We start from the raw sequence: 26,710 nt of genomic DNA on the forward strand, positions 1-26,710 counted from the left end.
CGGTTTCGAGACAGTTCGCCGACGGAACCATATGCGCGGTACCGTCGGTACCAGGTACATTCGGGAGATGTTGTCCACCGAGATCGTGAGCGCCGACGGAGTCGTGCGCGGTCGTGCGGGTCGCCGAATCGCCCGCTGGCGTGCCCTGCCCTACGCGGCCCCACCCATCGGAGCGCTGCGGTTGCGTGCTCCCCAGCCCGTTCGACCGTGGACGGGGGTGCGATCGGCGACCGAGTTCGGCTTCGCCGCGGTGCAGAACCCCAACGGTGCCCGCGTGGGGCCGCGAACCTGGCAACCCACCGGGGAGGACTGCCTGACGCTCAATGTGACCGCACCGGTGACGCCCTCGTCGACACCGCGCCCGGTCATGGTGTTCTTCCACGGTGGCGGCTACCTGATCGGCACGTCGAGCATGTATTCCGGCGCACGGCTGGCCGCGCGGGGCGACGTGATCGTGGTGTCGGTGAACTATCGCCTCGGTGCGCTCGGGTATGTCGATTTCAGCGAATTCTCCACACCGGACAGACCTTTCGAGTCGAACCTCGGATTGCGCGATCAGGTCGCGGCACTCGAATGGGTGCGCCGCAATATCGCCGCGTTCGGCGGTGACCCGGACAACGTCACCATCTTCGGTGAATCGGCGGGTGCGCACGCGGTGGTCAGCCTGCTGGCGACCCCCGCCGCCCGCGGCCTGTTCCATCGGGCGATCGCGCAGAGCGCCCCGGCGGACTGGACCTCGACTCCGGACGAGGCGCGCCGCTTCGCCCGCCGTTGCCTGGACCGGCTCGGCGCCGCCCCCGCCGACGCCGCGACCGTGCTGAACACCGTGTCAGCGAAGGAGCTGTGCCGGGCGGGTGACCGTGCGCTGGGCCGGGCGCTGCGCGAGAATCCGGGCAGTTTTCCCTACGCGCCGGTCGCGGACGGCGATTTCCTGCCGGAAACGCCCTTGGACGCGATCGCGGCGGGCCGGGCGCATCCGGTGCCGTTGATCATCGGCACCAACCGCGACGAGGCGACGCTGTTCCAGCGCTTCGCCAAGGCGGTGCCGCACACCCCTGAGCAGCTGACGGCCATCTTCGGACGCTACGAACCCGGCGCCGAACAGGCGGTGACCAGCCGATACCCCGGCTATCCGGCCGCGCGGACCGCGGTGCGCATCGGCGGGGACCACCTGTTCCTGCGCCCGACGCTGGCCGTTCTCGAAGGCCACAGCCGCTATGCCCCCACCTACGCCTACCGGTACGACTACGCCCCGCGCGCACTGCACCTGGCAGGTTTCGGCGCCACCCACGCGCTCGATCTCGTCCCGGTTTTCGGCTGGGTCGACGGACCGGTCGGCCGCGCGATGACAGCGGCAGGCGGCAGGCGGGCGTTCCTGGCGGTCCAAGACCATATCCAGGACAACTGGCTCAGCTTCGCCCGCACCGGCCGTCCGCTGCCGCCCTGGAGCCCCTACACCGCCGAACGCCGGACGACCTCCATCATCGACCATCCACCGCGCGTGCTGGTCGACCCCGAGTCCGCGCGACGCGAAGCGTGGCAAGGCATCCGGAAGTGCGAAGCATGACCGTCGAGCTCGCCGCGGAGCAGCTGGCCGATCGCATCAGGGCGCTCTACGCCGAAGACGGGCAGATCCGTGCGGCGCGTCCCGCCGAGGACGTACACGCCATCGTGACGACCCCCGGGCTCGCGCCGGCGCGCATCGTCGAGACCGTCATGACCGCCTACGCCGAGCGCCCGGCGCTCGGCACGCGCCGGACCGAACTGGTCGAGTCGGGCGGACGGATGACTCGAAAGCTGTTGCCGGAGTTCGATGTACTGACCTACGGGCAGGTGTGGGAGCGCACCCGCGCGCTCGCCGCAGCCTGGCACAGTGACGGCGTCGTCGCGGGGGATTTCATCGCGGTGCTCGGGTTCACCAGCGCCGACTACACCGTGCTCGATCTCGCGACGATCCACGTCGGCGGGGTCGCGGTGCCGTTACAGGCCGGCGCGGGCCTCGAACAGTTGTGTTCGATCCTCGACGAGACCGAGCCGACGGTGTTCGCGGTCGATACCGCCCACCTGGACACCGCCATCGATGCGATACTCGCCGGCGCGACACCACGTTCGCTGATCGTGTTCGACCATCACGCCGACGACGACGATCACCGCGACGCGCTCGACGCGGCCCGTGCCCGGCTGCGTGCCGGGGGATCGGCCCTGGTGCCCAGCACGCTCGCCGACATCGTCGAACAGGGTCGGCTCGCCGATGCGGCGCCGCTGAGCGTGCCCGCCGACGGCGACGATCCCCTCGCCCTGCTGATCTACACCTCGGGCAGCACCGGTACGCCCAAGGGCGCGATGTACACCCAGCGTTTGGTCGCGGTCGGCTGGCAGCCCGCGCGGCCGCTGGCCGCGATCAATGTCAACTTCCTGCCGATGAGCCATATCGCGGCCCGCCTCACCCTCAACGGCGTGCTCGCCCGTGGCGGCACCGCGTTCTTCGCGGCGGCGCCGGACCTGTCGACGTTGTTCACCGACATCACGCTCGTGCGGCCTACCGAGATCTTCCTGGTGCCGCGGGTGTGCGACATGATCATGCAGCGTTTCCGTCATGAGGTCGCCGAACGTGGCGAGGCGGCGACCGATGCGGTGAAAACCGAACTGCGTGAACAGTTCCTGGGTGGCCGACTGATGTCGGTGCTGTGCGGCAGCGCGCCGATCGCCCCCGAGCTGCGTACTTTCGTCGAATCGGTGCTGCAATTGCGCCTCCACGACGGGTACGGCTCCACCGAGACCGGCGGCGGGGTGATCTTCGATACGAAGGTGATGCGCCCGCCGGTGCTGGACTACAAACTCGTCGACGTGCCCGAACTCGGCTATTTCGGTACCGACAAGCCGTATCCGCGCGGGGAATTGCTGCTCAAGACCACCACGATGATCGCCGGGTACTACCGCCGCCCGGAGGTGACCGCCGAGGTCTTCGACGCCGACGGCTTCTGCCGCACCGGCGACGTGGTCGCGGAGCTGGCACCGGACCGGCTGGCTTACGTCGACCGCCGCAACAATGTCCTCAAGCTGTCCCAGGGCGAGTTCGTGACGGTATCGCGGCTGGAAGCGGTGTTCGCGGGCGCCGATCTGGTGCGCCAGATCTATGTGTACGGCAGCAGCGAACGGTCCTATCTGCTGGCGGTCGTGGTGCCCACCGAGGCCGCCCTCGCGGGACCTGCCGGCGGGTTGCGCGCCGCGGTGAGTTCGTCGCTGCACCGCGCCGCCGTGTCGGCGGGGCTCGAGCCGTACGAGATTCCGCGCGACTTCATCATCGAGACCGAACCGTTCACGACCACCGGCGGGACCTTGTCCGGAGTCGGGAAACTGTTGCGCCCGAAGCTGAAACAGCGGTACGGCGAGCGTCTCGAGCAGCTTTACGCGGACCTCGCGCGGGGTCAGGAGGACGAACTGCAGCGGTTGCGTCGCGATGCGCCCGGCCTACCGGTGTACGAGACCGTCGTGCGTGCCGCCAGCGCGGTGCTCGGCGGCGACCCGGCAGATCTGCGACCCGACGCGCGATTCGGTGATCTCGGCGGCGATTCGCTGGCAGCACTGTCGTATTCGTCTCTGCTGCGGGAACTGCTCGCGGTGGATGTGCCGGTGAATGTGCTGCTCGGACCGGACAGCGACCTGGCGCGCATCGCCGACTACGTGCGCCATGAACGCGAACCGGGCACGCACAGAACCGATTCCGACGCGATACACGGTACCGATGCGACCGAGATTCGTGCCGCGGATCTGACACTCGAGAAGTTCTTGGATGTCGCCGACGTAGCGCAGGTGCCTGCCGCAGCACTCGCGCGGACGGTGTTGATCACCGGCGCCAACGGCTACCTCGGCCGGTTCCTCCTCCTGACCTGGCTGGAACGGCTCGCTCCTCGGGGCGGCAAGGTGATCTGCGTGGTCCGCGGCGGCGATGCGATCGCCGCTCGCGAGCGCCTCGACGCGGCGTTCGCCAGCGACAGCGACCTCGACACCCATTTCCAGCTCCTCGCGAAGGACACGCTGGAAGTGCTGCCCGGCGACATCGGCGAACCGAATCTCGGTCTGCCACAGCCGACATGGGACCGGCTGGCCGCCGAGGTCGATCTGATCGTGCACTCCGCGGCACTGGTGAACCATGTGCTCCCGTACGCGGCTCTGTTCGGCCCGAACGTGGTGGGCACCGCCGAGATCATCCGGCTGGCGCTGACAACGACGCGCAAGCCGGTGAGCTACCTGTCGACAGTGGCCGTCGCGGCGCAGGGGGAGTCCTTCGTCGAAGACGGTGACGTGCGAACCATGAGCCCGGTCCGCCGGCTGGACGATTCCTATGCCAACGGCTACGGCAACAGCAAGTGGGCGGGTGAGGTGCTGCTGCGGGAGGCGGCTGAGCGGTTCGGGTTGCCCGTCGCGGTGTTCCGCTCGGACATGATCCTGGCGCACAGTCACTTTCGTGGGCAGCTCAATGTGCCCGACGTCTTCACCCGGCTCTTGCTGAGCGTGCTCGTCACCGGTCTCGCACCGAAGTCGTTCTACCGCACCGATTCCGCCGGGCAACGACAGCGTGCCCATTACGACGGGCTACCGGCCGACTTCGTCGCCACGGCCGTCACCGCACTCGGCGCCGCCGCTACGAGCGGTTACCGCACCTACGACGTCCTGAACCCGCACGACGACGGCATCTCCCTCGACGTCTTCGTCGACTGGCTGATCGACGCGGGCTGCCACATCGATCGCATCGACAGCTACGACGAGTGGTTCGCCCGCTTCGAAACAGCCTTGCGGGCCCTCCCCGAACCGCAGCGCAAACACACCCTGCTCCCGCTGCTCGACGCCTATCGCCGACCCGGTCGTCCACTGCCCGGCTCAGCTCTCCCCGCCGACGGATTCCACGCCGCCGTTCGCGCCGCACAGATCGGTCCCGACAACGACATCCCGCACCTACCGGCGGATCTCATCGCCAAATATGTCCGCGACCTGACCGGCCTCGGCCTGCTGGAGTAGTCCTCACAGGGTGGGCCGGGCGATCCAGGACTGCCAGCGGCTGTCGAGGACGAGCTCGGCCAGGCGCTGGTAGCCGCCGCTGCCGGGGTGGGCACCGTCGCCCGCCATGGCTTCGCGAGTCCAGACGGGGTCGTCGGCCAAGTGCCTTGTGGTGGCGACGAAGGGCACCTTGCGTGATTCGCACAGCTCCGCCATGTCGTCGGCGAGCTCCGCGGTGCGCCGCAGGTGCTCCGCGCCGCCGTCGATGACAGGTGGTGGGCCGACTACCAGCGGATGGATCGCACGTTCCCTGCTTTCGGTCAGCAGGGTCGCGAGGTTGTCGAGGCATTGTGCCCTGTCCACCCGGACGTCGCCGTTCTCCACGACCGCGTCGTTGCTGCCGAACGAGATCACCAGACGATTGTCGGTGCCGGGCAGGACGCGCGGCTCGACCTCTCCCCAGCAGTGGCGCAGGACATCAGCGGAGGTATTGCGCCGGATGCCGAGGTTGAACGCGGTGATACCGGGGCCGCTCGCGGTGAGTACGCGGCCGACCCAGCCGCGGTACTCCGGATCGCCGATTCCCTGGACGAAGGAGTCGCCGATGAAGCAGATGCGCAGATCCTCATTCATTCGGGCAACTGTACGAGGTGGGGGAGTGGGTTTCGGGGATCGGCCTGATCGGCGGCGGGGGAGTGCACAAGCCAAGGGGCAGAGGGTATTTGAAACCCGGTGACGATCACGGCGGCCATGGGTGGAGCTACCGACGATCGTCGGTGAAGGTTCTCCCTCCTAGATATTTAATCGCGATATTGCGATATGCGCATCTAACTATGTCAATCCATCATCCGGCCGTGCTCGACTTCGTCGACCTCAACACCCTTCAAAAGCACAAGGAGGGGAGGGGGGTCAGAGCTTGCCGTAGTGGGGGAGCATGCCGGTTGCTACGGCGGGGCGACCATTCGCGCCACGGCCGCCACCACCGCCGCGCGCTGCGCCGCCAGGCGACCGTCGTCGGTGGATCCCGTTCTCGCATGGGTGGCTGAGGTGCGGGTCAGATCGGTGAGCATGCGGAGCATGATCGGGGCGGGGATATCGGTGGTGACGAGGCCTTCGTGTTGACCGCGGCGGAGCTCGGTGATCTTCGCGTCGATGGTGCGGCGCAGAGCTTGCGGGATGTCGCCGGACGGTTCGAGTTCGGCCCAGGCTTGTAGGCGGGCGTTGTCGGGGTGGGCGACGAAGTGGTCGAACAGGCGGCCGGCATAGGCCGGTAGGTCGTCGGCGGACATGGCGGCCTCGCTGCTGGTTTCGGTGGTCCAGCGTTCGGTGACGGCCGCGTAGAGCTCGTTCTTGCCGGGGAAGTAGGCGTAGAGCCGGTCCTTGCTGGCGTGCGCGGCGTCCGCGATGCGGTTGATCCGAGCGCCGGCGATGCCGAATTCGGCGAACTCCGCTTTCGCCGCGGTGAGTATTCGCTCCCTGGTTGCCTGACCTGCCGCACGCATGCGCCGAATCCTACCCCTTGCCGAACCATCTGGTTCGGAACTATGGTCCACTGTGAACCGAACGGTTCTGAACTCTGTGAGACGAGGGCTTGATGAGCGCGGACAAACCACGGTGGCAGCAGCTCAAGGAGCAGTCGGACGGTGTGACGACCGCCGAGCTGGATCAGCTGTGGACCCGGCTACGCCCGGCGCGCGCTGAGGACATCCTCGGCGAATGGCGCGGTGACGCGTTTCAGACCGGTCACCCGCTGTGCCGCGCACTGCCCGCGAGTCGCTGGTACGGAAAGAACTTCCACGCTCTCGACGACGCGAAGCCGCTGATCTGCCGGGCCGAGGACGGCAGCCTGTTCTCCAATGTCGAACTGGGACAGGGTGAAGCGACCCTGTGGAACATCGAGTTCCGCGGTGAGGTCACCGCGACCATGGTCTACGACGGTCGCGCGGTGTTCGACCACTTCAAGTGGCTCGACGACACCACCCTGATGGGCATCATGAACGGGCGTCCCGAACTGGTTCTCGCGCGCGGCGAATACTTCTACTTCCTGCTGGAACGGGTCTCTTGATGCGCACGACTGGGGTGCTGTCGCGCGATCCGGGCGCGGACTTCTCGATCGAGCCGATCGAAGTCGACGAGCCGCGCGCGGGCGAGATCCTGGTGCGGATCGTCGCTGCCGGTATCTGCCACACCGACCTGGTGAGCCGTCGCGCGGGCGCCGCGGATCGGCCGATCCTGCTGGGCCACGAGGGCGCGGGTGTCGTCGCGGCGGTCGGGTCCGATGTGCGTACGGTCCGGCCCGCTGATCATGTCGTGCTGACCTTTCGGCACTGCGGTACCTGTCGCAACTGTGCGGCCGGTCGGCCTGCGTACTGCCACCGGGCGACCGCGCTCAACCAGTTCGGGCGACGCGCGCACGCCACGCCCCGGGCGCTGGTCGACGGGTCCCCGATTCTCGGCGGATTCTTCGGTCAGTCGAGTTTCGCCGGTTACGCGCTGAGCACCGAGGACAACACGATCGTGGTCGACCCCGCGATCGACCTCACGGTGGCGGCGCCGTTCGGCTGCGGATTCCAGACCGGTGCGGGTGCGGTGCTCAACGCTTTGGCGCCGGAGCCGGGTTCGTGGGTTGCGGTGTACGGGGCGGGCGCGGTCGGGATGGCGGGCCTACTCGCAGCCCGGACAGTTCCCGATGTGCGCGTGGTCGTCGTCGAGACATCGGCTGCGCGGCGGGAACTGGCCGTCGAACTGGGAGCTGACGCCGCGCTGGATCCTGCCGACGGGCCGACGGCAGCGCGCATCCGTGAGCTCACCGAGGGCGGTGCGACGCATGCGCTCGACACGACCGGCATCGCCACCGTGCTCGCCGATGCCGTCGCCGCGCTCGCGGTGGGGGCGACGGTGGTGGCCGTGGGTCTGGGTCGGGGTACGCCGCCGATCGATGTCGGTGATCTCGTGCTGCACGGCAAGGCGATTCGCGGCTGCCTCGAAGGAGACAGCGTGCCCGCCACCTTCATTCCCCATCTGCTCGATCTGTACGCGGCTGGTCGTTTCCCGGCCGAGCGACTCACCGCCCGGTATCCGCATGCCGAGGTCGGCGCCGCACTGGCCGATCAGCGTGCGGGCACTGTGGTCAAGCCGGTGCTCACATGGTGAACACCCTCGAATCCACGGACGCGCCATGACACTTCTGTTCAATGACATCCAGACCGACGAGAGCGCCGAAACTGCCCGCACCCAGCGTCGGCTCATGGTGCTCAACGCCGCGCGTGCGGTCTTCGTGGCTCACGGGTATCACGGTGCGAGCATGGATGACATCGGCATTCGGGCCGGGATGAGCAAGCCGGTGCTGTACACGCACTACGCGAGCAAGCTCGATCTGTATCTGTCGGTGTTGCAGGGGTATCTGGACCGGATGGTCGACGGCATTCGCGATGCGCTGGCCGACGCGAACGGTCAAGAGGACAAGGTGCGTCGCGCGGTGCTGGCCTATTTCGACTTCGTCGACGAGGACGCCGGCGGGCACACGTTGGTCTTCGAGTCGCCGGTGCCGAGCGAGCCGTGTGTGCGGTGGCGGGTGCGCAATGCCATGGGCGAGTGCGCGGTGCTGGTGAGCGCTGAGCTGCGCGCGGCGGGGATGGACGATGTCCGGGCCTATGCGTGTGCGTTCGGCGTGGTCGGGGCCAGCCACCTCGCGGCGCGCCAGTGGCTGGACACGGGTCGCCCGATTCCGAAGGGCGATGCGGTCGATACCGTTGTCTCGCTGTGCTGGAACGGGTTGTCCGGGGTCGAGACGACGGGGGACTAGGGCCCGTCGCGCCCTCGATGGGGAGCGACGTCGAGGGCGGTCAGTTCAACGCTGCCGGCAGTGGACTTCCGTCGAGCAGTTCCTCGCTGGGTAGCTGTCCGATGAGTACGGCGAGCGCGCGCTTCCATCGGCGCAGTACCGCCTCGCGTTCGCCGAGTGTGCCGGTGAGCATGGCGGTCATCGAGAGCCCGGTGAGCAGGTCGATGGTGAATTCGACGAGGACTTCGGCGCGCGGATCCGTGGCATACGGTTCGCCGAGCACTTCCAGGTAGAGCCTGCGCATTTCGGTGAATACGCGACGTTCCTCGATGACGAGCTGGTCGCGGAGTTCGGTGTCGGTGCGTGCGGCGACCCACAGGTCGAGTGCGGTGAAGAAGGCGGGGCTGTTGAGGTCGCGCCAGGCGAGGTCGACGACGGATTGCAGGCGGTCGCGGCCGGGCGCGAGGAGTTCGGCTTCGCGCCGGAATTTGTCGAGCCGGGTGTCGACGACCTGGGTGGTGGCGGCGATGAGCAGTTCGGCTCTGGTGGGGAAGTGGTGCTGCACGGTGCCGCGGGCGAGTCCGGCGCGTTCCTGGACCGCGCTGACGGTGGTTGCCGCGTAGCCGCGTTCGAGCAGGCATTCGGCGGTGCAGGCCAGGATTCTGGCGCGGGTGGATGCCCGACGTTCGGCCTGGGTGCGGCGTGGAGGTTGCACGGTCACCTGAGAAATCGTACGTGCTGCCGACAAGATTCGGTAGATTGAGTGAAAAGTGTCGGCCGTCACCTCTTGACGACGGCCGATGGAGCTGGTGCAATCAAGAAACCGTACGCAGTAACTGTTTATTGGACGAAGGGCTGCGATGACGCAGATCTCCCACCTCCGCCGGGGCAGTGGTACGCCGATCGTGCTGGTGCACGGTCTCGGCAGCCGCTGGCAGGTTTTCGCACCGATCATCGATCTGCTCGCCGAGCAGCACGAGGTCATCGCGATCGACCTCCCGGGCTTCGGTGACTCACCCGCGCTGGACACTGTGCGACCGGGGCCGCGTGGCTATGCCACCTGGCTCGCACAATGGTTGGCGGACAACGAGATTCAACGCCCGCACGTGGTCGGGAGTTCGATGGGCGGCGGGATCGCCCTCGAGCTGGGCCGGGCCGGAGTGGCATCCGGGGTCACCGCGTTCTCCCCGGTCGGCTTCTACGGGCCGCTCGGACGGCGATGGACGCAGGGCCTGCTCACCAGCATGCGTGGCGCCGCTCGGGTTGCCGGACCGGCACTGGACCGGCTGGTCGAGCACCCCGCCGGCCGCGTGGTCCTGCTCTCGTCCATGTTCGGCCGCCCGGTGCGTGTCGATCCCGATGCCGCCCGCACCGATCTGGCCGGGCTGGCGGGGGCCACCTCCTTCGCCGCCGCTCGCGACGACTTCGGCAACTATGTGCTCGACCCCGGCGACGACCGTGGCTCGCTGGGCGAGATTCCGGTGACGATCGCGTGGGGCACCCGCGACATCGTGCTCGTGCACCGCACCCAGAGCGCCCGCGCGCGGACGGTGTTGCCGTTCGCGCAGCACGTCGACCTTCCCGGCTGCGGGCACCTCCCGTTCAGCGACGACCCCGAAACCTGTGCTCGCCTCGTTCTCGAAGGGACCTCATGACCCCGTCCATCGCAGTGATCGGTAGCGGGTTCGGTGGCCTGGCGGCTGTCATCGCACTGAAGAAGCGCGGCTTCGACGACATCGTCGTGTTCGAGAAGGCCGACGATGTCGGCGGCGTCTGGCGAGAGAACACCTACCCCGGTGCGGCCTGCGATGTGCCCTCCCCGTTCTACTCGTACTCCTTCGAGCCGAATCCACGGTGGCCGCACCGATTCTCGCGGCAGCCGGCGATCCTCGACTACATCAGGCACGTCGCCGAGAAATACGATGTGCGCCGCCATATCCGGTTCGGCACCGAAGTGCTCGGCGCGGCGTTCGACGACGCGACCGGGAAGTGGACGGTCCGGCTCGGCGGCGGGGACACCGTGGTGGTCGATGTGCTGGTGTCGGCGGTGGGCCAGCTGTCGCGGCCCTCGGTGCCCGCGATCGCGGGGCGCGACAGCTTCGCAGGCGCCAGTTTCCATTCCGCCGAGTGGGATCACGAGGTGGATCTGACGGGTAAGCGCGTCGCCGTGATCGGTACCGGGGCGAGTGCGATCCAGTTCGTTCCCGAGGTCCAGCGGCAGGCCGAGAAACTGACGCTGTTCCAGCGGACCGCGCCCTACATCATCCCGCGCCCCGATCGCGAGTTCTCGACGCGCCATCATCGGGTGTTCGAGAAGCTGCCGGTGACCGAGCTCGCCGAACGTGGCACCTGGTACGGCGTCGTCGAAGGGCTCAGCGTCGCCTGGGTGTACTCCAAGCCGCTGTCCGCCGCGATCAAGGCTGTGTCGAAGTGGCACATGCGCAGGCAGACCAAGGCCAAGCCGGGGCTGTTCGAGAAGGTGTGGCCGGACTATCCGGTCGGGTGTAAGCGAATTCTGTTCTCCGACAACTATCTTCCGGCGCTGACCGAACCGAATGTGGAGGTGACCACCGAGCGGATCGCCGAGATCACGTCCTCGGGTGTGCGCACCGCGGACGGGCGGGATCACGAGGTGGATGTGATCATCTGGGGGACCGGTTTCACCAGCACCGAGTTCCTGGCGCCGATGACGATCACGGGCGCGCAGGGCCGGGAGCTGACGCAGGAGTGGGACAGCGGTGCACACGCCTACTACGGCATGACCGTGCCGCGGTTTCCGAACCTGTTCATCATGTACGGGCCCAACACCAACACCGGTGGCGGCTCGATCATCTACTTCCTCGAGGCGCAGGCGAAGTACCTCGGCGACTATGTCGCCCATCTCGCGGCGTCCGGTCGCGCACTGACGGTGCGTCCGGACGTGGAGCAGGCTTATGACGAGCGGATCCAGGCGCAGCTCGGCGGCAGCGTGTGGAGTCGCTGCTCGTCGTGGTACCGCCAGGCCGACGGCCGGATCACGACCAACTGGCCACTACTGGGAATCCAATACAAGAAGCAGGCGCGGTTCGATCCCGCCGACTATGAGGTGGTGTCGCGATGAGTGACTACGACTACGACGTGATCGTCGTCGGTTCCGGTTTCGGTGGCAGCGTCACAGCGCTGCGGCTGACCGAGAAGGGTTACCGGGTGGGAGTTCTGGAATCCGGCAGACGCTGGAATGCCGAGGACTTTCCGAAGACGAACTGGAACATTCCCAAGGCCATCTGGGCGCCGCGCCTCGGCCTGACGGGGCCGCAGCGAATCAGCGCGCTGGGCAAATGCTTGGTCTTCAGCGGTTCGGGCGTGGGCGGCGGGTCGCTGATCTACGGCAACACGCTCTACGAACCGCTGCCGGAGTTCTATCGCGATCGCGCGTGGGCGCACATCACCGACTGGAAGTCCGAGCTCGCGCCGTACTACGACCAGGCCTCGCGGATGCTGGGCGTGGTGGAGAATCCGCGGGTCGGGCCGAAGGACGACGTGCTGTTGCAGGTGGCGCGGGATCTGAAGGTCGCCGATACCTTCCATCGCACCCATGTGGGCGTGTTCTTCAACGAGGGTTCTGAAGGTGTCGAGGTCGAGGACCCGTACTTCGGTGGCGCGGGTCCGCGCCGGGCGGGCTGTATCCACTGCTCGGAGTGCTTCACCGGTTGCAAGCACAATGCCAAGAACACCACCACGCTCAATTACCTGCACCTGGCCGAGAGCAACGGCGCGCAGGTGCATCCGTTGACCACGGTGACGTCGGTGGCGCCCGACGGTGCGGGCGGCTATCGCGTCGAGACGGTGCAGTCCAACGGTTGGGTGCGCAAGCAGCGTCGCACGTTCACCGCCCAGCAGGTGGTGTTCGCGGCGGCGGCACTGGGCACCCAGAAGTTGCTGCACAAGTTGCGTAGCGACGGCACGCTGCCGGAGTTGTCCTCGCGGGTCGGCGAGCTGACCCGCAGCAATTCCGAGGCGATCATCGGGGTCACCAGTAAGTCCCGGCGTGATTTCGCCCAGGGCGTGGCGATCACGTCCTCCATTCACCCGGAACCGCAGACGCATGTGGAGGTGTGCACCTACGGCAAGGGGCAGAACGCGCTGTTCTTGCAGACCGTGCCGATGATCGATGGTGGCGCGTTCCGGTTCCTGCGGTTGTTGCTGTCGATGGTGTTGCATCCGGTGCAGTTCCTGCGCTCGCAGAATGCGCACGGTGCGTCGGAGCGGTCGGTGATCCTGCTGGTGATGCAGTCGCTGGACAATTCGCTGACCTCCTACCTGAAGGGCAAGCGGTTGGTGACCAAGCAGGGCAGCGGGGAGCCGAACCCGGAGTGGATTCCGATGGCGCACGACATCGCCCGCCGATACGCCGCCGAGTCCGACGGCATCACCGGCAATATCGCCACCGATATCTTCAATATCCCCGCGACCGCGCACTACATCGGTGGCTGCACCATCGGCGACTCCCGCGAGACCGGCGTGATCGACCCGTATCAGCGGGTCTATGGCTATCCCGGGCTGCACATCGCCGACGGCAGCGCGATCACCGCCAATCTCGGGGTCAACCCGTCGCTGACCATCACCGCGCAGGCCGAGCGTGCGATGGCATTCTGGCCGAACAAGGGTGAGCCGGATCCGCGTCCGGATCTCGGTGCCGCCTACCAGCGGATCAGTCCGGTGGCCCCGGAACAGCCCGCTGTGCCCGCTTCCGCGCCCGGTGCGCTGCGACTGCCCGCCTGAGTCGAGAGGATTTTCATGACGATCGACCGACTTACCGCGCTCGAACCCGCCTGTTCCCGACAGGACGCGCTGGATCTGTTCGACAGTCTCGCGCCGGTGCCGGCGACCCAGCTCAGTGGCCGATGGAGTGGTCGCGAGCTGGGCACCGGGCACCCGATGGACGGGTTGCTCGTCGCGTCGGGGTGGTACGGCAAGCAATTCGACGGTCTCGACAGTGTGCATCCGCTGCTGTTTCGCGCTCCGGCGGGCGATATTTTCGCCGTCGATCCGCAACGGGTGCCGTTGGGCCTGGTCGGGAAGGTCCCGAGCAAGGTCGTGGACCGGGGTCGGGGGCTGCTCGGGGTGCTGAAACCGGCGTTGCGCGCCCGTGGTTATCGGGCTCGGTTGCGGGCGGTCGAGCACCGCGGGGTGGTCACCACGGCGATGGTGTACGACCATCTGCCGATCATCGATGTGTTCCGCCGGATCGACGACGACACCGTACTGGGCCTGATGGACTACCGCAATTTCCCCGAGCCGTACTTCTTTGTGCTCGTGCGGGAGAACTCGAGTGATTCTGGCCGTTTGCCCGATTGAATCGGGGGTACGCGCCGAAGACGGAGAGCTCTCGTCGGAAGGAGGCCGTGCCATGACTGACTACATCGATCCCCATCAACACAAGTTTCCCGACACCGAGCGCACGACGCGCTCACACGCGGGTGAGTCGATTCAGGACTCGCTCAATTGGCCGGGGCTGTTCCTCGTCGGAGTCGGCATCGTGATGCTCGCGGCCACCTTGACGGCCGCCGGTTCCGGGTTCGTCGGATGGGCGGTGATCGCCGGCATCCTCAGCGGTGTGTGTTTGCTGTTCGGGGTCGGGATCGTGCTCGCCGAGCATCGCCGGATCAAGGTCGGCGAGGGGCTGCACCTCACCGATCCGTGTGGTCACTGAGGTCAGAACTCGGAGAGGACGTCGATGAACGAACGCGCTGAGCCGGGACGGATCATCGTCGACTATTCGCATCTGTTCCCCGGTGTGGTGGTGCGCGCCGATCGTATGGCCGACGAGTTCGATGTGGTGTTCTCCGATGGAATGCGCACCGAGGCCGGCATCCTGCAGGACGACGACGGGGTCGCGGCGCTCGACGTCGTCGGTTACGCCACGGCCGCGGGCACGATGCAGCCCGGGCGGGTGTGGCCGATCACCTCGATCGAGGATGCCGGGTCCGAGGTGAATATCAAGCTGGGGCCGTACCTGCGCTAGCTTCGCGCCGTTCGAGGAGGCCGGTTCGTCGTCACTGGACCTTTCTGCGCCTAACGACTGGACCGGCGTCCATCTCTGCCGCGATGATGACGCCATGAGCGAGCATCCCGCGCAACGGCGCACGCTGGCCGTGTTGGTCGCGGCGCAGATTTTCAGTGGCGCGGGGCTTGCCGCCGGCATCACCGTCGGCGCGTTGCTGGCGCAGGACATGCTCGGATCGACCGGGCTGGCGGGGTTGCCCGCGGCGATGTTCACGGTCGGGTCGGCCGCGGCGGCGGTCGGAGTGGGTCGGATTTCGCAGCGTGCGGGTCGACGGGCAGGCCTCACCCTGGGCTATCTGACCGGTGCGCTGGGGAGTTTCGGGGTGGTGGCCGCTGCGGTGACCGGGAGCCTGGCGCTGCTGTTCGTGTCGCTGATCGTGTACGGGGCGGGCACCGCGACGAGTCTGCAAGCGCGATACGCCGGCGCGGATCTGGCGCAGCCCGCGCATCGGGCGCGCGCGATCAGCACGGTGCTGGTGGCGACGACGGTCGGTGCGGTGGTCGGGCCGAATCTGACGACGCCGATGTCGAATATGGCGGTGAGCTGGGGCATTCCGGCGCTTTCCGGGCCGTTCGTGCTGTCGGGGGTGGCGTATGTGCTGGCGGCTTTTGTCCTGTGGGTGATGCTGCGGCCGGACCCGCTTGTTGTTGCCCGCGCGATTGCCGAGCCGCCCGGCGAGGTGGTCGTGACGGACGCTCCGACACGGTGGTCGGCGCCGATCGTGGCCGGGACGACGGTGATGGTGGTGACGCAGTTGGTGATGGCCGCGGTCATGACGATGACGCCCATCCATATGCAGCATCACGGGCACGGGGTGGGCGCGGCGGGATTCGTGATCGCGGTGCATGTCGCGGGGATGTATCTGCCGTCGTTGCTGTCGGGGATGCTCGTGGATCGGTTCGGACCGGGCCTGGTGGCCGTGGCGGCCGCTGCCACCTTGGTCGCGGCCGGTTCGGCGGCCGCGCTCGCCCCGCCGAGTTCAATCGGGGCGCTGGCGGTGGCGCTCGGACTGCTCGGGGTGGGCTGGAATCTGGGACTGGTCGCGGGGACGACGATGATCGCGGATGCGACGCCGGTCGCCACCCGTGCTCGAACACAGGGCACCGTCGATGTGGGTATCGCCATCGCGGGTGCGGGTGGTGGGTTGGGATCCGGGGTGGTCGTGGCATTCGCCGACTACCCGGGTCTGGCGTTCCTCGGTGCGGGGATCGCGCTGCTGATCGTGCCCGCATTGGCTTGGGCCGCTCGTCGGCCTGCGGTTCCCGACGAGGTCGTGCGGGTCGAGAGCTGAGCGTCGTGTCAGGTCGTGGGGGACCGTGCGATGATCTGGCGATGAAAGGTCAGACGAGTACCGCCCGGTTGTTGACACTGTTCGGTGGCGTCGCGCTCGTGATGCTGATGGTCAACTGGAGTCTGATGCGAGCTGTCGCGTTCGCGGTGATCTGGGCGGTCGCGGCGGGCGTGCTGGTGTTGCGCGACCGGCGCCGTGGTGTCGAGGCCACCTCGCCCGCCACGGTTTCCGACCCAGGCGTCTCAGACTCCGGCGAGCGCTGAGGCCAGATCCGGCACATCCAGGGCCTGCATGGCCTGCTGGCGCACATCAGCGCAGTGCTGCTGGGTGACGGCATCGATCACCTCGCGATTGCGAGCCACCGCCACGTTGATGCCGCCGCTGCGCACCGCCCAGTTCTGCACTGTGGCGTTGAACGACACGCGCGCCACAGTGACTCCCTGCGCACGCCAATTATCGAGATCCGGGGCCATCATCTCGCACAGGTGCGCGGCCGCCTCATCGGAGATTTCAGGTGCGCCCTCGGCCGACGGTGGCAAACCGGGATCAGGTGCCTCGGTGCTGGTAGCGCAGCCGGCGACAACCAGCAGCCCGATCAGCACGGCCCCTCGTAGATGTGTGAACACGACGCTGTCCCTCCGGTAGAGGTTTGTCCTTGCTCAGTGCGAATGCCCGCCTTGGTGCGACTCAAACAGCGGTCGAGCGCCGGAAATCGCTGGGGGAGGTAGGGATTCGGACAGCCGATTTGGAACCGATCAGGCCGGCCCCGTCAACCACAACCAAGAGCGAGGCTAGTTCGACATCGCGCCCAGTTCGGCCGAACGGCGTTCTGCCGCGATCAATGCTTCACCGAAAGCCGAACGCACACCACCCCGCTCGAGTTCTCCCACCGCCGCCGCGGTCGTTCCCGCGGGTGAGGTGACCGCAGCGCGCAACTCCACGCCAGGCCGGCGCGACTCCGTCAACAACGCGGCCGAACCGAGCATGGTCTGCTGCACCAACTGGGCAGCTACCTCCCGGGACAGACCCAGCTGCACCGAGGCGTCGATCATGGCCTCGATCACCAGAAAGAAGTACGCGGGCCCCGAACCCGACACTGCGGTCACCGCGTCCATCTGCGACTCGGCGACCGTCACCACCTTGCCGACGGCCTCCATCACATCACCGACCAGCCGCAACTGCTCCTCGCTACAGTGACGGCCCGCCGCGATGGCGCTCATGCCCTGGCCGACCAGCATCGGGGTGTTCGACATAACCCGCACCACCGGGAAACCGGCGGGCAGCCCAGCTTCCATCCGTGCCGTCGACACACCCGCGGCCAGCGACACCAGCACCTGATCGCGCGCCCTGCCGACCATCGACTCGGCCAGTTCGGTGAGCACGCCGTCCACATCGCGCGGTTTCACCGCGATCACTATCAGATCCGCATTCTCGGTCGCATCCGCGAGGCTGCTCATCGCCCGAATGCCGAACCGCTCGATCCGCGCCAGCACCCGCCCCACAACCACCAGATCCTCACGTGCCCATCCGGATTCGAGAAGCCCAGCAATCAACGCCTCCCCGATCCGGCCACCACCGATCACCGCAATCCTCGCCACAAAACGCAAGGTTAGCGGACGAGTTCCCGGACACGACCCGCTCACCGAACACCCGCCGCGCCTCCCTGTCGGGCCGACGCGACTGATCGCTGATGGAATCGAGCTCTCCCGAGCTGAGACCGCGAGATTGATCGTCGTGCGGTCACCGATGATCTACTCGACGCTGCCGATCGCTAGACCGTCAGAGGATGGCCGCCAAGCTGGTTCACCCGAAACCTCATGCACACGAACCAATCCCATCGCGACCAACTGTTCGAGGTACATCTCGGTACGGCGAACCGAGTGGCTCAACTTCGAGGCGAGGTCAGGAGTGGTGATCGGCGCTGTCGGGGAGAACTCGCACAAGCTGGTCAAAATCCAGTCCTGGCAGTGAGTCAGGTGATCCTCGCTCATCACGAGCCCCTGACCTGTTGTGCGCGTTCGTCGAGAACCATCCGCTTCTGCTCCACCAGGGTGGTTCGGGCACGTCGCCGACACCGGCACGTGTCGACCGCGCATTCCAGATGGACTTGCATCGCCCGATGAGCTTGTTCGGCGGTCAGCGGACCAGGATCGCGCCCACAGAGGAGTATGTCGTTCATTGCGCGGCAGCAATCCGGCCGACGATGATTCTGGAATCGACTGTGGTCATTGACGTTTGCCTTCACCGTGGGATTCGGGAAAGGCGAGCAGACTTGGTAGCCCGGCGATTGACATGCCGCAACGTTAAGGTCGGCCAAGACGAGGTATGGGGAGGATTTCGCCCCCTATGCCACCTAGACTGGGCACATTGCTTTCCACGCCCGCCGTGAAGGGGTACGGAACATGGAAGATCACGCCCCGATCGGGCTGCGCATCAAACGCCACCGCGAGCGTGCGGGAATCAGTCGGCCGGTGCTCGGCGACCGGATCAACCGGTCATCTGACTGGGTGAAGCAGATCGAGAACGGGGTGCTGCAACCACCGAAGCTGCCGATGCTGTTGGCCATCGCTGACGCCCTGGGGCTGGCCGACCTTGCCGACCTGACAGGCAACGGGCACGCCGTCTCGGTGAATCTGTACGCGGGGGCGAGACACGAGGCCCTCGGCGACGTCCAAGCCGCACTCACGGATTTCCGTCGGCCTTCGCCCGGTCGCACCCACAACGCTGCGCACCTGGCCGAGCGGCTACGCCTGGCTTGGGAGGTCCGGCACGCCAGCCCCGATCACCGCACACAGCTCGGCAGGATCCTGCCGAGTCTGATTCGCGACGCCCAGGAGGCGGCGCGCGCACCAGACCCCGGCCGACGGGAGGCACGTCGAGTCCTGGCTGGCGTCTATCAACTGGTGGACTTTTTCGTGGCCTATCAGCGGGACAGTTCGTTGGTCTGGATGGTCGCGGACCGCGCGTTGGAGCAGGCATACGAAGCAGACGACCCGTACCTCGTCGCTACGTCCTCGTGGTCGATGGTGCAGGCGCTGCGGGACTCGGGCCGATGGGATGAGGCTCTCGCCCTGATCGAATCGGGTACCGAAATCCTCGCCCCCTACCTGGATCGCGACAACACTCCCGACGATTGGCGGGGTATCACCGGTGCCTTGCAAGCCGAGGCGGCTCTGGTGCATGCTCGCCGCGGCCGTCACGGAGATGCGTGGTCGGCGTGGGACCGTGCCGACCGCTGGGCGAAGCGGTTGGGCCCGGACTATCGTCACATTCAAACCAGCTTCGGGCAGGCAGTGCAGGGCGCGAATGCGGTCACCCTCGGCGTGGACCTGCGTCGATCCGGGGAAGCGCTACGGGCGGCGCGTGCGCTCGAGGAGGAAGCGATCGTGTCGGTGCCGCGTAGGGCACGTCATCTGATCGAGGTGGCCCGCGCCTACCATCAGCGCGACGAGGGCGCTGCCGTGCTGGCTTTGTTGAACAAAGCGCACCGCACCGCATCTGAGACGATCGGCTTCAACGGGTTCGCCAAGGAGCTGTTGCTGGGGCTGTCGAAGCGCCCACCTGTGGGAATGGCGAAGGACGTGCGCGAGTTGTGCCAGCGCGTTGGCGTGGGGGCCTGAGTTGTCCTGCCCTCGGGTCCACGCACCGCTTCGGCGGCGAGCGTAGGCGGGGTTCGAACGCCTGCCAGTCGCCTTCGGTGTCGTGACCGGTCGCGGTCTCAGCGGTCGCTTCGAGCTTCGAGACTCCGGGCGAGGTGGTCCAAGCCCTGTAGTACTGCGGAATGTTGTTGATCCAGGTCGGCGAGCAGCTGTGCGTGGGCTTCGAGTTCGCGGGGGAAGACCTCGTCGATCAAGCCAATTCCTGCTGGGGTGAGGCGGATCAGGGTCGATCGTCGATCGGTCGGGTTCTGGGTGCGGGTGATCAGTCCTCGCCGCTCGAGTTTGGTGAGTGTTTTTCCGACCCCGGCCCTGGACATGCCGAGGTGTTCGGCCAGTCGGATCGCGGTGAGGGGTGGGTCGGCATACCGGAGGGGTACCAGTAGCCCCACCTCTGCCGTGGTGATGTGGGCTTCGGCGTAGATGTCCTCCACGGCACGGTCGAGCAGGGCGGAAATGCGTTTGACCTGGCCGACCACCACCATGGCGGACGTGTCGAGGTCGGGGTTTCGGACACGCCAGAGATCGGATGTCCGTTCTCGGAGCGACTTTTCGGCCATCACCTCTCCTTTTGTTAACTAGTAAACAATTCGGTACGTTCGGAGCGTACCCGGACGGTGACAAGGTCGTGCGGAGCGGTCGAGGGGGAATTGTGGTTCACGATGTCGTGGTGATCGGTGGGGGTGCGGCAGGTCTGAGTGCCGCGCTGGTTTTGGCTCGATCGTGTCGGCAGGTAGTGCTCATCGACTCCGGTGAACCTCGAAACATGGCTGCCGAGACGACGCATGGCTTCTTGACACGGGACGGAGTCGCGCCCGAGCAGTTGCTGGCGACAGGCGGCGCGGAGGTGCGCCGCTACGGCGCACAGGTACTGGCGGACCGAGTCGTGGACATCGCCGCGGTCGACGGATGTTTCTCGGTGGAGACCGAAACCGGGGCCGTCGTTGTGGCGCGGGCTGTGGTTGTGGCGACAGGTCTGCGCGATGAACTGCCGGCGATTCCCGGAGTTCGCGAGCAGTGGGGAAAGGGGGTTCTCCACTGTCCGTACTGTCATGGATACGAGGTGCGGGACGCGCCGCTGGCGGTTCTGGGTGGTGCGAACAGGGCATTTTCCGTTCACCAGGCGTCGCTGGTGCGTCAGTGGTCCGACGACGTCCTCTTCTTCCCGCAAGAGATCGTGTTGTCGGCGGATGAGCGCCTCCGGTTGTCCACGCGCAATGTTCACGTTGTCGAAGGCGAGGTGAACCGAGTTGTTGCGCACGACGGTCGCCTCGACGGCGTGGAACTCGCATCGGGACAGCTCATTACGCGGACGGCGGTCTTTGTCGGGCCGCGTTTCACGAGGAGTACATTGCCGGGGCCGACCTCACCGCACTGCGCGACGCGTACGCCGACATGGTGGTGTCCGTCGCGTACCTCCATCGACTCATCGAGGAACGCACACGCGAGCAGTCCGAAATCGTGGGCCGTGCCCGTGCGCTCGGGCTGAACACGTCCAGAGGTACGGACGGGTCCACCACTACGCCCGTGCCGGACGACGCGGAGCGGTGGCGCGCGCAGTTCGTCAAGCCGCATACCGACTACCACGCGATGGCCGTGGAGGAGGGCCAGAAGGGCTACCCGCGTCGCAACGCGCAGCCGGTTGTGCACGCCCTCCACACCCCGGACCGTGCCGACGAGATCCGTACGGTGACCGGAGCCGCCGATAAGCGCGAACGCGGTGAAGCGATGCGTGACCGGATGCTGGACGCGGCTTTGGCTGCGAGCGCCTGACACTCTCTGCCCGTGACGAATCTGTCGCGGGCAGAAGAGTAGATCACCAAGAATCACGGCTGTCGCGGTGCACGTAACGCTTGACGATTTTTCGCGCGGTTACCAATGCCGATCGGCGTTCGTCCTCTGACACCGGCCCGAGTTGCCGCCCATGCCGTCGGTCATCAGCGAGCACCTTGAATGAGTCGATCTCGCTCCGGGATACGTCCAGATCTTCACGAAGTCGCTTCCACGAATCCCCATCACTCTTGTCCGAATCCTCGGTGTAGTTGTGGCGAATGCTCTCGATCGCCCGGTAGCAGTAGAAGCCGGTATCGTCGGGCGACTCCAGTGCCAATCGGAGGTCGGCCAAGGCGTATCGCACTAGGTGGTTGCTTGCGGCTGCAAGTGCGTACGCCCCGAGATCGTCGCCTTCGATGCGTGGACTCTTGGTTTCAGCGATTTCGTTCCACACGTAGTCGACCGCGAGGACATGCTTGCCATCCATCGACCCGCCGGTCAGCTCGATGCTGAGAGCGGCGGCACGATGGAAGCCGATGCTGTCGAGAACCCCCCGGACAACCGAGGCAGTGTGATTCCACACGGTCGCGGCGTCGTCGGCCGATGCGGTGTTAACGATCGCCTGGAACGTCGATTGCCTGATAATCACATGAACCTTGGTTGCGTCGTTCTGGAACGTCACGGGCGCATCAAGGAACCATCCGCCGCCTTGGGGGTGTACGAGGCCAACGAAGTGATACGACGGCATGGGCAACCTCGATCAGTCGGAGGGATGGATCATGCGGACGGCAGCCTACGTCATTCGACATGAAATTCAGGCCGGCCTGCTGCACGTCAGATCGTGCATGTGCAGGGTGTGGTCACGCCAAAATGTCAGTCACCCATCTTCGTCATGTGGGCCGGATTGAACTTGATAGACATCATGCTCCCGGTCTCCGACTCCGTGGCGACGACCAGTGCGGGGGTGTCCCCGATCCGGCCCTCGCCGTACGAGTAGCTGAGGTTGATCTCTGCGAGGCGCCGATGGTGGAGCTGAATCTCAGTCACGGTGATGAGAGCATTCGCCACGATCTCGATACCGTCGATCCGATGGAACTCCGTCTTGCTGCCTTCTACGTTGCGGACATACAACGGTTGTTCGATGCCGTCGAGCTTGACTGTCCATTCCGGCCCGACCGATAGAACGGCGGTTCCGTCGAAATCCTCTGCGACGTTCGCGAGGTCGAGCTGGTCAGCGATCCGGGGCCAGTTGCCTCGAATGAGTTCGTTCACGATCGAGAAGAGCGGGATGTACGACTCATCACCTTTGGCGAACACGTCCAAGTTGTGTGGAGCACGGAACCACTTGATGCCGTCGCCGGGAACATCGACCCATACACGGGCACTTCGGGGAGATAGGTCGATCTGCTTCGGCCACAGCGATCGGACTGAGTTGACGATCCGGTACTCCGGGTCACCGTCGCCGAGGGTCTGGGGAGAGATCGGAACCATGTACTCACGGAGCGCGAGGTCGCGGGCTTGATCCGTAAAGCCGCTCTCCGACACAAGGATGACTTTGTCGGTCGGAAGGTTGTTGTGCTTGCCGATCATGCTCTCGACCCATTGCGCCGACACCGGACCACGCCGCCGTGACGTGGCCTCGATGCCGATCACGAACTCATGACCGGCGGCCTTGGAACGTAGGACCACGTCGACCTCACGCTCCTTGCCGGTGAGTCGATTCGTCAGCATCGCCGGTTCTTCGATCGGAGCGCCGTCGGCGAGGTGCTGATGGATCACCGCAACGACGGTCTGGAAGAGGTTGGTGCGTTTCGGCACCAGGGCAGGATACGGGTTGCCATGATCGTCCGGTGGGCTACTCGTTCAGAATCCATATCAAGATCAGCGGACGTGCACGGTTGGACATCGCCACACCACGGCACGAGCTGACCCCGGTCGGGGCGAGCCCACGTGTGCGGCTGTCGACCGGCAACGATGAGCTGACGGTCGAGAAGGCGGACACGTTATATCTGATCGGCGGATCGTACGGATCGCGTGTCGACGCCGAGAATGCGGCAATACGGTGGCGCATCGCGGTTCAGGGGGCCTTCGCGAAGCTCCATATCGGGGCCGACTTCGGCGATCGGGTTCCGCGCGAACCGACTCAACAACCGGCGGATCGCATGGTCCAAGAGAAGTTCGGTGTGCCGACATTCCAGGGGTATCACGGCACCCTCGTATTCGCGGACGACCCGTCGCCGATGTTCGGCACTGGGCATGCGACTGGATACAGCGCACCGTCGGCCGATCAAATGGCAACCGCGCTCAAGGGCGCGTTGACTGCACCGCGGACTACCCCACGGGCGGAAGATGAAGCGGCGTACGACCTGTTCAGTGCATCATTCTTCGAGTCGAACCCCGAAGCACGGATCATACTGTTGACCAGCTCCATAGAGGCATTCCACGGTAACCAGCGAAGTGGACCGATCACGCGGACATTGGAGACGTTCGTCGCGACGAAACTGCCAAACGGGCAGTACGGGGGAATGCCGTCGGGCGACTTCTTCATTCACTGCTACCACATCCGGGGCGACATCGTGCACGGCCAGGCGAACCGCCTCGATCGCGCAGGGGTGACCGCCGCTGCTGGGCAACTTGAGCGGATGGTCGCTGACCTGCTCGCGGAACCGTTCCCGGCCGGGTAGGGCGTCATTCCGGGGCGGTGTGGGCACGATCATGGCGGGATGGGTCGGAAGCAGCGGCTATATCGGCCGTGGGCGGGCTATCGGGGGCGGTTGGTGCCGGGGATGCCCCGACGACCACACGGCCCGCTGAGGCGGCAATAGATTCAATTTCGATTGCAGCCCAGAGTGATTCGTATCGTGGCAACCGTGACCGCGCTTCGTCGAGCGTCGGATACGGTGCGAAGGCGATGTGTCCCCGGCTGGGGTAGGGGATCGGCACTTCCGGCCATTCGATCGGTTCGCGGTCGGTGGTCGGGTCGTCCACGTACTGGATCCTCAGCGGCACCGCCCACACGTCCGCTATCGCTCTGGTGCCTGCGATCCACGACGCCGTGATGCCGGTGGGTGTGGACGTTCGGTAGATCCGTTCGTACGGGGGTGTGGTGCGTCTATAGACGAGCATCGCTCAGCAGTCCTCGCGTTCGATGCGCGCGATGATGTCGGCAACCGTGGGGCCGGACGGTTGGGCGGGTGTGGACAGCATCGCCCACGTGATGCTCCACACGAGAACCACCGCGAAGAACGCGATCAGGAAAACCTGCCATCCAGCCATGCCGAACCCTCCCGCTCGATGGCTCCCGACGCCGGGGTGTCGCGTCACCCACCGGAGCCGTTTCCGGCAGATGTGCCCGTGGGGCATCCGCCCGGCGTCGGGGCCGACCCACACGTTATGAAGGCGGGGCGGTGGCTCGGAACGTTGTTGCGACTTGTTGCGACAGTGAGCTTTTCGCAGTTCGGATAGCGATTGACCTGAGCGAATGGCGGGTTCACGATGGACCGTGCGACGCAATCGTTCGCAACATCGAAGGCAGGGGAGTGATCATGCGGCTAACGTTCATCGGCAAGGATCCGGGATCGAATCCGACCGGCTCGCCGACCGTGTACCGCACGGACCGGGAATCGTGGGTGGTGCAGGGATGGGTGGTGACCGATCCCGAAACGCTCGCACAGATGGACATCCCGGAAGGTGAATCGTGTGTAGAGATTCCGGACAGGATGATCCCGTTTTTCAGGCAGGGAGACAGTGGCGTCGATAACGGATGACGAGTTCGACCGGTTGCTGATGACGTTCGATCGCGAGTCGGTCCACCTCGAAACGCGCGATGCGTACGGCACGGCGGTGGAGTTGCCACACATGGCCCAATGGGCGGCGGGCGAACCCGACGACCTCGAATGGTTGCAGGGTTGGTGTGCCACACTCCGCGACCACGTGGACGCGGGCCGTTCCGTTCGTCGTGCCCGTGTGGTGTCCGAACCGCTGAGCGATTACCAACGGTGGTCGTACAGCATCGCGGGGCCGATGGTGGACGCGGGCGAGGACATCCGCTGGGTGCCACGTCGTCTCGTGTCGTCGGTCGCGATACCGGGCAACGACTTCTATCTGTTCGATGACCGCTTGGTCGTATTCCTGCACTACGCCGGAAACGGGCTGGGCACGGCCAAGGTCACATCCACCGATCCCGACGACATCCAGCGGTGCCGCACGGCATTCGAGGCGGTGTGGACGCTGGCCATACCCCACCGTGAATACAAGCCCGTCGAGTTCGGCTGAACAGGCGCGCAAAGCGCTCGGTGCCCGACTGCGGGAACTGCGGAAAGACGCGGGTCTCAGCGGTCGGGCACTGGCGGACGCCACGGGCCAACACTTCACGCGGGTGTCGAAGATCGAGAACGGCACCCAGGCGCCCACCGATCACGACATCCGCGAATGGTGCCGGGTGTGTGGTGCCGACGATCAACTACCCGACCTGATCGCGACGTTGCGGGCGGTCGACTCGGCATACCTAGAATTCCGGCGTCAGAGCCGCGCCGGGATGAAGCGGGTACTCGGTGCCCACACCCCCCAGCGATACGAACACACCGACGTGTTCCGGATCTACGAACACAACGTGATTCCGGGCTTGTTCCAAACGGCGGAGTACATGGCCTCGATGTTGAGGTTCTGGGTGAAGTTCCTCGGTACCGCCGACGATGTGGACGAAGCCGTAGCCGTCCGGATGGAGCGCCAGCGCGTCATCCAGTACGGCGGAAAGCGGATCGTCGCATTGCTCGAAGAGCAGGCATTGCGCACGTGGTTCGGCACCGCTGAGGTTCAAGCCGGGCAACTCGGCCGGTTGCTCGAACTGATGTCCCAGCAGAATGTTTCGCTCGGCATCATCCCGCTCATGCGGGAACGGGTCGCGGTCGGATCGGCCGGGTTCTGGATCTTCGATGACTCGTTGGTCGCACTGGAAACCCCGACCGCAAGCATTCAGGTCACGCGGCCTCAAGAAATCCATATGTACGCCCGGATGTTCGAGGCACTCAAGTCGTCCGCCGTCTACGGCCGGGACGCCCGCGGACTCATCGTCACTGTCCTCGGCGAACTGGGACGCTGACAAATCCACATTCCACAGGGGAGAAATAATGATCCGTCCATACGTGCTTACCGCCTTCGCG

The 26,710-nt window shown here is 66.1% G+C and carries 29 protein-coding genes; 20 read left to right on the plus strand and 9 right to left on the minus strand.

The features are described 5' to 3' along the window. Positions 1 to 67: 67 nt before the first annotated feature. Together ACFTS5_RS08565 and car are read left to right on the plus strand one after the other, a co-directional pair. The gene (locus ACFTS5_RS08565; RefSeq protein WP_378628927.1) at positions 68 to 1,567 is read left to right on the plus strand and encodes a carboxylesterase/lipase family protein; all 1,500 of its coding nucleotides are present in this window, start codon (positions 68 to 70) and stop codon (positions 1,565 to 1,567) included. Further along, entirely contained in the window at positions 1,564 to 5,019 is a 3,456-nt protein-coding gene (gene car / locus ACFTS5_RS08570; protein WP_378628930.1) for a carboxylic acid reductase, read from the plus strand. Before ACFTS5_RS08565 ends, car begins: the two co-directional genes overlap by 4 nt. A 3-nt stretch (positions 5,020 to 5,022) precedes the next feature. Here car and ACFTS5_RS08575 read toward each other — a convergent pair whose 3' ends face one another. After that, complete coding sequence (locus tag ACFTS5_RS08575) at positions 5,023 to 5,631, minus strand: GDSL-type esterase/lipase family protein (protein WP_378628933.1); 609 nt, start codon at positions 5,629 to 5,631, stop codon at positions 5,023 to 5,025. A 311-nt stretch (positions 5,632 to 5,942) separates the two neighbouring features. Beyond that, complete coding sequence (locus ACFTS5_RS08580; RefSeq protein ID WP_378628936.1) at positions 5,943 to 6,500, minus strand: TetR family transcriptional regulator; 558 nt, start codon at positions 6,498 to 6,500, stop codon at positions 5,943 to 5,945. Positions 6,501 to 6,592: 92 nt separating this feature from the next. Here ACFTS5_RS08580 and ACFTS5_RS08585 point away from each other — a divergent pair, with 92 nt between their 5' ends. From ACFTS5_RS08585 to ACFTS5_RS08595, 3 genes are read left to right on the plus strand one after another with little or no spacing between them, the layout of a single operon-like run. Then, complete coding sequence (locus tag ACFTS5_RS08585) at positions 6,593 to 7,063, plus strand: DUF4334 domain-containing protein (RefSeq protein ID WP_378628939.1); 471 nt, start codon at positions 6,593 to 6,595, stop codon at positions 7,061 to 7,063. Beyond that, positions 7,063 to 8,151 carry an NAD(P)-dependent alcohol dehydrogenase gene (locus ACFTS5_RS08590; RefSeq protein WP_378628940.1) on the plus strand — a complete coding sequence of 363 codons (1,089 nt, stop codon included), beginning with the start codon at positions 7,063 to 7,065 and terminating at the stop codon, positions 8,149 to 8,151. The genes ACFTS5_RS08585 and ACFTS5_RS08590 overlap by 1 nt, the downstream gene beginning before the upstream one ends. Before the next feature lie 25 nt (positions 8,152 to 8,176). Beyond that, positions 8,177 to 8,803 carry a TetR/AcrR family transcriptional regulator gene (locus ACFTS5_RS08595; protein ID WP_378628943.1) on the plus strand — a complete coding sequence of 209 codons (627 nt, stop codon included), beginning with the start codon at positions 8,177 to 8,179 and terminating at the stop codon, positions 8,801 to 8,803. Between the two features lie 40 nt (positions 8,804 to 8,843). Here the strand turns inward: ACFTS5_RS08595 and ACFTS5_RS08600 are convergent, their stop codons facing one another. Continuing rightward, positions 8,844 to 9,503, minus strand: coding sequence for a TetR/AcrR family transcriptional regulator (locus tag ACFTS5_RS08600; RefSeq protein WP_378628944.1), 660 nt, complete (start codon positions 9,501 to 9,503; stop codon positions 8,844 to 8,846). 139 nt (positions 9,504 to 9,642) lie between these two features. Between ACFTS5_RS08600 and ACFTS5_RS08605 the strand changes: the two genes are divergently transcribed. The 8 genes from ACFTS5_RS08605 (at position 9,643) to ACFTS5_RS08640 (ending at position 16,382) form a co-directional block, all read left to right on the plus strand. Then, complete coding sequence (locus ACFTS5_RS08605; RefSeq protein ID WP_378628947.1) at positions 9,643 to 10,437, plus strand: alpha/beta fold hydrolase; 795 nt, start codon at positions 9,643 to 9,645, stop codon at positions 10,435 to 10,437. After that, positions 10,434 to 11,882 carry a flavin-containing monooxygenase gene (locus tag ACFTS5_RS08610; RefSeq protein WP_378628949.1) on the plus strand — a complete coding sequence of 483 codons (1,449 nt, stop codon included), beginning with the start codon at positions 10,434 to 10,436 and terminating at the stop codon, positions 11,880 to 11,882. Before ACFTS5_RS08605 ends, ACFTS5_RS08610 begins: the two co-directional genes overlap by 4 nt. After that, on the plus strand, positions 11,879 to 13,543 hold the full coding sequence (locus ACFTS5_RS08615; protein ID WP_378628951.1) for a GMC oxidoreductase: 1,665 nt from the start codon (positions 11,879 to 11,881) through the stop codon (positions 13,541 to 13,543). Before ACFTS5_RS08610 ends, ACFTS5_RS08615 begins: the two co-directional genes overlap by 4 nt. A 15-nt stretch (positions 13,544 to 13,558) precedes the next feature. Beyond that, a complete protein-coding gene (locus ACFTS5_RS08620; RefSeq protein WP_378628953.1) occupies positions 13,559 to 14,119 on the plus strand; it encodes a DUF4334 domain-containing protein in 561 nt (186 codons plus the stop codon). A gap of 52 nt (positions 14,120 to 14,171) precedes the next feature. Beyond that, the gene (locus tag ACFTS5_RS08625; RefSeq protein ID WP_378628955.1) at positions 14,172 to 14,474 is read left to right on the plus strand and encodes a hypothetical protein; all 303 of its coding nucleotides are present in this window, start codon (positions 14,172 to 14,174) and stop codon (positions 14,472 to 14,474) included. 24 nt (positions 14,475 to 14,498) lie between these two features. After that, positions 14,499 to 14,786, plus strand: a complete 288-nt coding sequence (locus ACFTS5_RS08630) for a hypothetical protein (protein ID WP_378628958.1) — start codon at positions 14,499 to 14,501, stop codon at positions 14,784 to 14,786. Between the two features lie 94 nt (positions 14,787 to 14,880). Then, positions 14,881 to 16,119, plus strand: coding sequence for an MFS transporter (locus ACFTS5_RS08635; RefSeq protein ID WP_378628960.1), 1,239 nt, complete (start codon positions 14,881 to 14,883; stop codon positions 16,117 to 16,119). 41 nt (positions 16,120 to 16,160) lie between these two features. Further along, entirely contained in the window at positions 16,161 to 16,382 is a 222-nt protein-coding gene (locus tag ACFTS5_RS08640) for a hypothetical protein (protein ID WP_378628962.1), read from the plus strand. Here the strand turns inward: ACFTS5_RS08640 and ACFTS5_RS08645 are convergent. Further along, a complete protein-coding gene (locus ACFTS5_RS08645; RefSeq protein ID WP_378628964.1) occupies positions 16,362 to 16,721 on the minus strand; it encodes a hypothetical protein in 360 nt (119 codons plus the stop codon). The two genes, ACFTS5_RS08640 and ACFTS5_RS08645, sit on opposite strands and share 21 nt — an antisense overlap. Positions 16,722 to 16,910: 189 nt before the next feature. Next, positions 16,911 to 17,717 carry a pyrroline-5-carboxylate reductase gene (gene proC / locus ACFTS5_RS08650; protein ID WP_378628965.1) on the minus strand — a complete coding sequence of 269 codons (807 nt, stop codon included), beginning with the start codon at positions 17,715 to 17,717 and terminating at the stop codon, positions 16,911 to 16,913. An 804-nt stretch (positions 17,718 to 18,521) separates the two neighbouring features. Here proC and ACFTS5_RS08655 point away from each other — a divergent pair. Continuing rightward, positions 18,522 to 19,739 (plus strand): helix-turn-helix domain-containing protein, encoded by a 1,218-nt coding sequence (locus tag ACFTS5_RS08655; protein ID WP_378628967.1) that lies wholly within the window; start codon positions 18,522 to 18,524, stop codon positions 19,737 to 19,739. 98 nt (positions 19,740 to 19,837) lie between these two features. On the opposite strand, the gene ACFTS5_RS08660 is transcribed toward ACFTS5_RS08655, so the two are convergent. Beyond that, on the minus strand, positions 19,838 to 20,335 hold the full coding sequence (locus ACFTS5_RS08660) for a MarR family winged helix-turn-helix transcriptional regulator (protein ID WP_378628969.1): 498 nt from the start codon (positions 20,333 to 20,335) through the stop codon (positions 19,838 to 19,840). On the opposite strand from ACFTS5_RS08660, the gene ACFTS5_RS08665 reads away from it, so the two are divergent. Both ACFTS5_RS08665 and ACFTS5_RS08670 read left to right on the plus strand, forming a co-directional pair. Beyond that, a complete protein-coding gene (locus ACFTS5_RS08665) occupies positions 20,305 to 21,264 on the plus strand; it encodes an FAD-dependent oxidoreductase (protein WP_378628970.1) in 960 nt (319 codons plus the stop codon). The genes ACFTS5_RS08660 and ACFTS5_RS08665 overlap by 31 nt on opposite strands. Before the next feature lie 38 nt (positions 21,265 to 21,302). Continuing rightward, positions 21,303 to 21,548: a hypothetical protein gene (locus ACFTS5_RS08670; protein WP_378628972.1), complete on the plus strand. Its 246-nt coding sequence runs from the start codon at positions 21,303 to 21,305 to the stop codon at positions 21,546 to 21,548. Between the two features lie 43 nt (positions 21,549 to 21,591). Here the strand turns inward: ACFTS5_RS08670 and ACFTS5_RS08675 are convergent, their stop codons facing one another. Together ACFTS5_RS08675 and ACFTS5_RS08680 are read right to left on the minus strand one after the other, a co-directional pair. Continuing rightward, positions 21,592 to 22,296, minus strand: coding sequence for a hypothetical protein (locus ACFTS5_RS08675; protein WP_378628975.1), 705 nt, complete (start codon positions 22,294 to 22,296; stop codon positions 21,592 to 21,594). A 125-nt stretch (positions 22,297 to 22,421) separates the two neighbouring features. Then, on the minus strand, positions 22,422 to 23,366 hold the full coding sequence (locus ACFTS5_RS08680) for a restriction endonuclease (RefSeq protein WP_378628977.1): 945 nt from the start codon (positions 23,364 to 23,366) through the stop codon (positions 22,422 to 22,424). Between the two features lie 32 nt (positions 23,367 to 23,398). Between ACFTS5_RS08680 and ACFTS5_RS08685 the strand changes: the two genes are divergently transcribed. After that, positions 23,399 to 24,232: a hypothetical protein gene (locus ACFTS5_RS08685; RefSeq protein WP_378628980.1), complete on the plus strand. Its 834-nt coding sequence runs from the start codon at positions 23,399 to 23,401 to the stop codon at positions 24,230 to 24,232. Between the two features lie 445 nt (positions 24,233 to 24,677). Here the strand turns inward: ACFTS5_RS08685 and ACFTS5_RS08690 are convergent, their stop codons facing one another. Beyond that, complete coding sequence (locus tag ACFTS5_RS08690; RefSeq protein WP_378628983.1) at positions 24,678 to 24,824, minus strand: hypothetical protein; 147 nt, start codon at positions 24,822 to 24,824, stop codon at positions 24,678 to 24,680. Between the two features lie 269 nt (positions 24,825 to 25,093). Between ACFTS5_RS08690 and ACFTS5_RS08695 the strand changes: the two genes are divergently transcribed. From ACFTS5_RS08695 to ACFTS5_RS08705, 3 genes are read left to right on the plus strand one after another with little or no spacing between them, the layout of a single operon-like run. After that, positions 25,094 to 25,315, plus strand: a complete 222-nt coding sequence (locus tag ACFTS5_RS08695) for a hypothetical protein (protein WP_196153660.1) — start codon at positions 25,094 to 25,096, stop codon at positions 25,313 to 25,315. Beyond that, complete coding sequence (locus ACFTS5_RS08700; protein ID WP_378628987.1) at positions 25,296 to 25,823, plus strand: DUF6879 family protein; 528 nt, start codon at positions 25,296 to 25,298, stop codon at positions 25,821 to 25,823. The genes ACFTS5_RS08695 and ACFTS5_RS08700 overlap by 20 nt, the downstream gene beginning before the upstream one ends. Then, positions 25,795 to 26,649: a helix-turn-helix domain-containing protein gene (locus ACFTS5_RS08705; protein ID WP_378628989.1), complete on the plus strand. Its 855-nt coding sequence runs from the start codon at positions 25,795 to 25,797 to the stop codon at positions 26,647 to 26,649. The genes ACFTS5_RS08700 and ACFTS5_RS08705 overlap by 29 nt, the downstream gene beginning before the upstream one ends. Positions 26,650 to 26,710 lie beyond the last annotated feature (61 nt).

Origin of the sequence: Nocardia sp. NPDC056952 (assembly GCF_042674185.1) — a bacterium.
GTDB lineage: Bacteria > Actinomycetota > Actinomycetes > Mycobacteriales > Mycobacteriaceae > Nocardia.